Source organism: Ornithinibacter sp. (assembly GCF_035443565.1).
Classification (GTDB): Bacteria; Actinomycetota; Actinomycetes; order Actinomycetales; family Dermatophilaceae; genus Fodinibacter.
Genome location: NZ_DAORSO010000004.1, coordinates 49,453 through 56,757, shown reverse-complemented (window position 1 = coordinate 56,757; position 7,305 = coordinate 49,453). Strand labels below are relative to the sequence as shown.

7 protein-coding genes are annotated in these 7,305 nt (G+C 71.3%); 5 read left to right on the top strand and 2 right to left on the bottom strand.

Going from position 1 to position 7,305, the window contains the following annotated elements:
- The first annotated feature begins 45 nt into the window (after window positions 1-45).
- The 3 genes from purB to PLL68_RS01320 all read left to right on the top strand — a co-directional run bounded on the left by purB (window position 46) and on the right by PLL68_RS01320 (window position 4,256).
- Entirely contained in the window at window positions 46-1,473 is a 1,428-nt protein-coding gene (gene purB / locus PLL68_RS01330) for an adenylosuccinate lyase (protein ID WP_324530915.1), read from the top strand.
- A gap of 109 nt (window positions 1,474-1,582) precedes the next feature.
- A complete protein-coding gene (locus PLL68_RS01325; RefSeq protein WP_324530925.1) occupies window positions 1,583-1,888 on the top strand; it encodes a metal-sensitive transcriptional regulator in 306 nt (101 codons plus the stop codon).
- 1 nt (window position 1,889) lies between these two features.
- A complete protein-coding gene (locus tag PLL68_RS01320; RefSeq protein ID WP_324530913.1) occupies window positions 1,890-4,256 on the top strand; it encodes a heavy metal translocating P-type ATPase in 2,367 nt (788 codons plus the stop codon).
- Between the two features lie 19 nt (window positions 4,257-4,275).
- Here PLL68_RS01320 and PLL68_RS01315 read toward each other — a convergent pair whose 3' ends face one another.
- Together PLL68_RS01315 and PLL68_RS01310 are read right to left on the bottom strand one after the other, a co-directional pair.
- A complete protein-coding gene (locus PLL68_RS01315) occupies window positions 4,276-4,911 on the bottom strand; it encodes a VOC family protein (protein ID WP_324530911.1) in 636 nt (211 codons plus the stop codon).
- A 108-nt stretch (window positions 4,912-5,019) separates the two neighbouring features.
- The gene (locus PLL68_RS01310; protein WP_324530910.1) at window positions 5,020-5,826 is read right to left on the bottom strand and encodes an RNA methyltransferase; all 807 of its coding nucleotides are present in this window, start codon (window positions 5,824-5,826) and stop codon (window positions 5,020-5,022) included.
- A gap of 94 nt (window positions 5,827-5,920) precedes the next feature.
- On the opposite strand from PLL68_RS01310, the gene PLL68_RS01305 reads away from it, so the two are divergent.
- The gene (locus PLL68_RS01305) at window positions 5,921-6,598 is read left to right on the top strand and encodes a phosphatase PAP2 family protein (RefSeq protein WP_324530908.1); all 678 of its coding nucleotides are present in this window, start codon (window positions 5,921-5,923) and stop codon (window positions 6,596-6,598) included.
- Window positions 6,598-7,299 carry a phosphatase PAP2 family protein gene (locus tag PLL68_RS01300; RefSeq protein WP_324530906.1) on the top strand — a complete coding sequence of 234 codons (702 nt, stop codon included), beginning with the start codon at window positions 6,598-6,600 and terminating at the stop codon, window positions 7,297-7,299. The genes PLL68_RS01305 and PLL68_RS01300 overlap by 1 nt, the downstream gene beginning before the upstream one ends.
- The last annotated feature ends 6 nt before the right edge of the window (window positions 7,300-7,305 follow it).

Below are 7,305 nucleotides of genomic sequence, written 5' to 3'. Positions count from 1 at the left end.
CGGGCATCGTCGAGCACGTGCGCGCCGCTCTGGGAGACTGAGCGCATGAGCAGCCTCGCCGCCTCGACCTCGCTCGCCGACGCCCAGCCCCCGATCGCGCTCGGCGCGCTCGACGGGCGCTACCGCGGGACGGTCGCCGCCCTCGTCGACCACCTCAGTGAGCCCGCCCTGAACCGGGCCCGCGTGCACGTGGAGGTCGAGTGGTTGGTCCACCTCACCGAGCGTGAGGTGGTTCCCGGCGTGCGGCGACTCACGGCATCCGAGATCGAGAGCCTGCGCGAGATGGTGCGCACGTTCGGTGCGGCCGAGATTGACGAGATGGCCGCCACCGAGCGGGTCACCCAGCACGACGTGAAGGCCGTCGAGTACTTCGTGAAGAAGCGGCTCACCCAGATCGCGCCCGATGACGCCGACCGCGGTCTGGCCGAGCTGATCCACTTCGCGTGCACGAGCGAGGACGTCAACAACCTGTCGTACGCCGTGATGGTCAAGGGGGCGGTGACCGAGGTCTGGCTGCCGCGGGCGACGGCGCTCGTCGAGGCGATCGCGACGATGGCTTCTGACCTGCGCGACGTGCCGCTGCTCGCCCACACCCACGGCCAGCCCGCGACGCCGACGACGATGGGCAAGGAGCTCGCCGTGCTCGCGTGGCGGCTCCAGCGCCAGCTCGCGCGCATCGAGGACGCCGAGTTCCTCGGCAAGCTCAACGGCGCCACCGGCACCTACGGGGCGCACGTCGCCGCGGTGCCGGGTGCCGACTGGCAGTCTGTGAGCCGCGAGTTCGTCGAGCACCTGGGCCTGACGTGGAACCCGCTCACGACGCAGATCGAGAGCCACGACTGGCAGAGCGAGCTCTACGCCGACATCGCCCGGTTCAACCGCGTGCTGCACAACCTGTGCACCGACGTGTGGACCTACATCTCGATGGGCTACTTCGCCCAGGTGCGCGGCCAGGGCACGGTCGGCTCGTCGACGATGCCGCACAAGGTCAACCCGATCCGCTTCGAGAACGCCGAGGCCAACCTCGAGGTGAGCAACGCGCTCTTCGACGTGCTCGGCGCCACGCTCGTGCAGAGCCGCCTCCAGCGCGACCTCACCGACTCCTCGATGCAGCGCAACATCGGCACCGCCTTCGGGCACAGCCTGCTCGCCATCGACAACGCCACCCGTGGGCTCGCGGGGTTGGATGCCGTACCCGCCGCCATGGCCGCCGACCTCGACGCGAACTGGGAGGTGCTCGGCGAGCCGATCCAGTCGGCGATGCGGGCCCTCGGGGCGCAGGGCGTGCCCGGCATGGAGGAGCCGTACGAGCGGCTGAAGGAGCTGACCCGCGGGCGGCGCATCGGGCAGGCCGAGCTCGTGGAGTTCGTCCGTGGACTGGGGCTGCCGGCCGAGGTCGAGGAGCGCTTGGCGGCGATGACGCCGGCGACCTACGTGGGGCTGGCACCCGAGCTCGTCGACCACCTGCGGTGACCTCGGGCGCCTCCGGCTCGTCGAGGCGAGAACCGCCCTCGTCGGCACGGCCTGCCTCGCCCACGCGGCGTCCGGGAATACCCCCTAGGGGTATCATGTTGGGGTGGACATGACCGAGCACACCACCACCGTCGCCCCCGGCTACGCGGGGCACAAGGATGACCATCTCAAGAGGCTGCGCCGCATCGAGGGGCAGGTGCGCGGCATCGCGCGGATGGTGGAGTCCGACGCGTACTGCATCGACGTCCTGACCCAGGTGAGCGCCGTGACCCGAGCCCTCCAGGCGGTCAGCCTCGGCCTGCTCGAGGAGCACATCGAGCACTGCGTCGTCGACGCCGCTCGTGAGTCCGACGAGGCCGCCGCCGCCAAGGTCGCCGAGGCCACCGCCGCGATCGCGCGACTGGTGAGGAGCTGACATGACCCAGACCACCGACCGCCCGCAGCACGACCACGACGAGGTGCGCGAGGTCGACCTCGCCATCACCGGCATGACCTGCGCGTCGTGCTCGGCCCGCATCGAGAAGAAGCTCGGCAAGCTCGACGGCGTGGATGCCGTGGTGAACCTCGCGACCGAGAAGGCCACCGTGCGCTACGCCGGGGCGGTCACCGTCGAGGACCTGTTGCGCACCGTGCGCGCCACCGGCTACGGCGCCGAGGTCGTGCGCGGCGGTCCCCAGCCGGAGGCCGCCGGGTCGGCCCGAACCCCGAGTGACCTATTGGTCGGTACAGGTACGCCCGGCGGCGGATCGGCCCGTACCCCGAGTGACCTATTGGTCGATTCGGGGACGCACGAGAACCACCTCGACCACGCCGTCGCCCCCGAGGACGCCCTGAAGCGGCGTACCTTCGTCGCGGCGGTGCTCACCGTCCCGGTGGTCATCCTGGCGATGGTCCCCGGCATCCACCTCGACTCCAGCCCGTGGGTGCAGCTCGTCCTCGCGACCCCCGTCGTGCTGTGGGCCGGCTGGCCCTTCCACCGCGCAGCCGCCCTCAACGCGCGCCACGGCGCCTCGACGATGGACACCCTCGTGTCGATCGGCGTGCTCACCGCCTACCTGTGGTCGGCAGTCGTCGTCCTCACCGGTCGCGCCAGCACCATGGCCGACATGGGCACGACAAACGGCGTGGATGCCGCTGGCACCACCCACCTGTGGTTCGAGACCGCCACCGTGGTCACCACCTTCCTGCTCATCGGACGCTGGATGGAGGCCCGCGCCACGGACCGCACCCGCGATGCCCTGCGCGGCCTGATGTCGCTCGGCGCCAAGGACGTCGCGGTCGAGCGGGTCGACCCCACGACCCGGGCGACGACCGAGGTGCGGATCCCCGTCGACCAGCTCGGCGTCGGTGACCGCTTCGTCGTTCGCCCGGGCGAGAAGGTCGCGACCGACGGCAGGGTCGTCGAGGGCTCCAGCGCCGTCGACGCCTCCCTCGTCACCGGCGAGTCGCTGCCGGTCGACGTCGCCATCGGCGACGACCTCGTCGGCGGCAGCATCAACACCACCGGCCGGCTCGTCGTCGAGGCCACCCGGGTCGGCGCCGACACCACCCTGGCCGGCATCGCCCGGCTCGTGGAGCGGGCGCAGACGACCAAGGCACCCATCCAGCGCCTGGCCGACCGGGTCTCGGCGATCTTCGTGCCGATCGTGCTCGTGCTCGCGGTACTGACGTTCCTCGGCTGGTGGATCGGCACCGGCGACCCCGCACGCGCCCTCGAGATCGCGATCGCCGTGCTCGTCATCGCCTGCCCCTGCGCCCTGGGGTTGGCCACGCCCACCGCACTCCTCGTCGGCACCGGGCGAGGCGCTCGCCTCGGCATCCTCATCAAGGGTGCCGACGTCCTCGAGGACACCCGCCGCATCGACACCGTCGTGCTCGACAAGACCGGCACGGTCACCAGCGGCGAGATGACCCTCGTCGACGTCGCAACCGCCGGGCGCCTGCCCAAGGACCAGGCACTGCGAGCAGCAGCCGCCGTCGAGGCGGGCAGCGAGCACCCCGTCGCCCGAGCAGTCGTCACCGCCGCTGCCAGTCGTGCGATCGACGTTCCGCGCGCCACCGACTTCGTGTCGCTGCCGGGAGCCGGAGCACGGGCGATCATCAAGGGCACCGAGGTCACCGTCGGGCGCGCCGACCTGTTCGACGACGTGCCGCAGGAGCTCGCCCGTCCCACCGTCGACGGCACGACGGTCTGGGTCGGCTGGGGCGGGCGCGCCCACGCCTCGCTCACGGTGGCCGACACGGTGCGGCGCAGCTCGCAGCGGGCCGTGCGCGACCTCACCGAACTGGGCCTGCCGGCCTACCTGTTGACCGGTGACCACGACCAGGCCGCCCTGACCGTGGCCCGTGACGTCGGCATCCCGGTCGGGCGGGTGATCGCCGACGTCCGCCCCGAGGACAAGCACGCGATGATCGCCGACCTGCAGAAGCGCGGCAAGGTCGTCGCGATGGTCGGCGACGGCGTCAACGATGCTGCGGCGCTGGCCCAGGCCGACCTCGGCATCGCCATGGGGACGGGCACGGACGTCGCAGCGGACTCGGCCGACATCGTGCTGCTGCGCTCCGAACTACCCGCCGTCGTCGACGCGATCGAGCTGTCCCGGGCGACCTTGCGCACGATCAAGCAGAACCTCGGCTGGGCCTTCGGCTACAACATCGCGGCGATCCCGCTGGCGATGGCCGGGCTGCTCAACCCGATGATCGCGGGGGGCGCCATGGCTGCCTCCAGCGTGCTCGTCGTGAGCAACAGCCTGCGGCTGCGCCGCTGGTCGCGCGAGGGCTGAGAGAGCCCTCGCGACCGGGTCAGATGGTGACGTCGCCGTTCGGGGTGTCGAACGTGACGGCCATGAGGCCGGGCGTGCCGTGCGGGGAGACGAACGTGAAGTCGATGACCGTCGACGTCGAGTCGGCGGGCAGGCCGAGCCACTCGCGCACCCGGTCGGGGTCGCCGGCGATCTGGAGCGACTCGATGGTCACCTCGGTGGCGGCGTCACCCGAGGGGTGCGGCACCCCCTGCGCCCACTCGATGAAGTAGGGCAGCTGCGGGTCGGACTGCAGGCCCTTGATGCCCAGCTGGCGCCAGCGCAGCTCGACGCCGTCAGGACGGTGGCGGTTGCCGTCGACGGCCTCGCGGCCGAGGCGGGACTCCTGCTCGGTGATGTCGTCGACCTGCACGACCCAGCCGAGCCAGCCACCGCCGGCCTCGGAACGCGCACGCACGGCCTGGCCGAAGGGGGCCTTGTCGCTGGCCGGGTGGTCGAGCACCTCGACGACCTCGACGTACCGCTCGTGGGCGAGCGGAAGGATGATGTTGCGTGTCCCGAAGCGCGGGTGGATGCCCCCATCGACCGGGGTCACCCCGATCTGCTCCGCGAGACGCTGCGCCGTGGCCTTGAGGCCGTCGCGCTCGGCGGCATAGACGACGTGGTCAACTCGCATGCCGTTCATCGTCGCACACGCGAAGGGGTGCTCTTGACACAGGCCGGGCTCACGCCGACGCCGTGACAGGAGCGTGACCATCCGGCGGTCACACCGACCACGCCCGCCTCAGGAGGAACGCTGGCGCACCGCTTCGTAGACGACGACGGCAGCCGCCGTGGCCGCGTTGAGGGAGTTGACCCGCCCCACCATGGGGATGCGCACCCGCGCGTCCGCGGCCGTCAGCGCCGCGTCGGTCAGGCCCTGCTTCTCGGTGCCGACCGCGATCGCGACGCCGCCGCGGTAGTCGACGTCGGTGTGCGCGGTGTCGGTGTCGGGGGTGGTCGCGATGAGTCGGATGCCGTTGCGCCGCAACCACACCACGACCTCCTCGATCGTCGCGGAGGCGACGGGGACGGAGAAGACCGTGCCCTTGCTGGCCCGCACGACGTTGGGGTTGCCCCAGTCGGTGACGGGGTCGGCGGCGACGACGGCGGCGACGCCCGCGGCATCCGCGGTGCGCAGCACGGCCCCGAGGTTCCCCGGCTTCTCGAGGCCCTCGCAGACGAGCACGAGCGGGTCGGGCGGCAGGTCGAGGTCACCGAGCGCCACCCCGGCCACAGGGACGACGGCGAGGAACCCGTCCGGCCCCTCGCGGTAGGCGACCTTCTCGAACGCTCCCCGGCTGAGCCGGACCGTCGACGCCCCGAGGTCCCGAGCCCGCTGCACGAGCTCACCCTGGGCGGCGGGGTCGAGCATGAGCTCGGGGCAGTGCAGCACGGTCCGGGGCACCACACCGGCGTCGAGCGCCAGGGTCAGCTCCTCGTACCCGTCGACGACGGTCAGACCCTCGTCCTCGCGCACCCGACGGCGACGCAGAGCCAGCACGGCCTTGAGTCGGGGGTTGGACGCTGAGGTCACGTGCAGCTCGGCCATGGCGGCCCCAGCATCCCACGAGGATGGCGGGTGGTGAGCAGTTCGTCTGTCTCTCGGAGGTCGTGGAGGCACCTGATCGGGGTAGACATAGCCAGTGAATGACACCCTCACTGCCCCTGCGCCACCGACGAGGGCACAACGGCTGGTGCGCGCACTCACGTACGCCCTTCCCGTCGCAGCCGTGCTCTTCGGGGTGGGGCTGCTCGTGCGCAGCGAGTGGGACCCGCTCATCCGGCTCGACGACGCCATCATCGAGCGGGCCACCGCGTACACGCGCCCGCGCGAGGGGTTGACCGACTTCCTCGTGCGCTGGCAGGAGCTGACCCAGCCGTTCAAGCTCTACCTGGTCGGCACCGCCCTGTGCCTGTGGGCCTGGCTGGCCAAGGGCCTGCGCACCCGGGCCGCGTGGGCCTTCATCACGATGATGCTCGCGTGGATGGTGGGGCTCGGCGCCAAGTACCTGTTCCAGCGGGCTCGCCCGGTGCTCGAGGACCCGGTGTCGACCAGCCCCGGCTACTCCTTCCCCTCCGGCCACGCCCTGAACTCGGCCGCGTGGGCAACGATCGTCGTGCTCCTCCTCTGGCCGCTGCTCCGGTCGACGGCGTCACGAGTCGTCGCCGTCACGGCGGCGGTCGCGATGGTGACGGTCACGGCATCCGACCGCGTCCTGCTCGGGGTGCACTTCCCCTCAGACGTGACCGTCGGCGTCATCACCGGGGTCGGCCTGGTGCTGGCCTCCTACGCTGGCTACCGACGACAGGAGGGTCAGTGATGGGGTTCCTCACTCGGTGGGACGACGACCAGAGCCGGCCGACACTCAAGGCCGCGCTGCGTGACCTCGGGGTGCGGGCCGTGCTTCCAGCGACCGCCCTGCTCGCGGTCATCATCGGGTTCGGCTACCTGCTCAAGGGCCCGCTGTTCGAGCTCTCGGAGGACGAGAAGCAGATCAACCGCGAGTTCCAGGACGCACGCGACGGGCTCTGGAACTCGATCACCCACCTGATGTCCTCGATCGGCAACACCGAGTACGTCATCGCCGTGTGCCTCATCGTCATCGGCCTGGTCTGGTGGCGCACGAAGCAGTGGTGGTACGCCGTGGTGCCCGGCATCGCGATCAGCCTCCAGGCCACCGTGTTCGTCATCGCCACCCACGTCGTCGGCCGCGCCCGGCCGACCGTGGAGCGACTCGACCCGACTCCTCCGACGTCGAGCTTCCCGAGCGGGCACGTCGGTGCCTCGACGGCGCTGTACGTGGCCCTGGGACTGATGGCGACGCGGATCGACAACCCGCTCGTGCGCCGACTGGCGGTCACGTGGTGCGTCCTCGCCCCGGCGTTCGTCGCGTACGCACGGCTCTACCGGGGCGCGCACCACGTGACCGACATCCTGTTCGGCATCCTCAACGGGGTGGTGTGCGCCGTGTTGGCCTGGCTCTACCTCCGGCGCAAGGCTGCGGTCACAGCCGACCGATGACGTAGA

What these genes read in the sequence shown, in the direction of transcription:
- purB (WP_324530915.1), top strand. Translation starts at nt 46, where the DNA reads ATGAGCAGCCTCGCCGCCTCGACCTCGCTCGCCGACGCCCAGCCCCCG.
- PLL68_RS01325 (WP_324530925.1), top strand. Translation starts at nt 1,583, where the DNA reads ATGACCGAGCACACCACCACCGTCGCCCCCGGCTACGCGGGGCACAAG.
- PLL68_RS01320 (WP_324530913.1), top strand. Translation starts at nt 1,890, where the DNA reads ATGACCCAGACCACCGACCGCCCGCAGCACGACCACGACGAGGTGCGC.
- PLL68_RS01315 (WP_324530911.1), bottom strand. Translation starts at nt 4,911, where the DNA reads ATGCGAGTTGACCACGTCGTCTATGCCGCCGAGCGCGACGGCCTCAAG.
- PLL68_RS01310 (WP_324530910.1), bottom strand. Translation starts at nt 5,826, where the DNA reads ATGGCCGAGCTGCACGTGACCTCAGCGTCCAACCCCCGACTCAAGGCC.
- PLL68_RS01300 (WP_324530906.1), top strand. Translation starts at nt 6,598, where the DNA reads ATGGGGTTCCTCACTCGGTGGGACGACGACCAGAGCCGGCCGACACTC.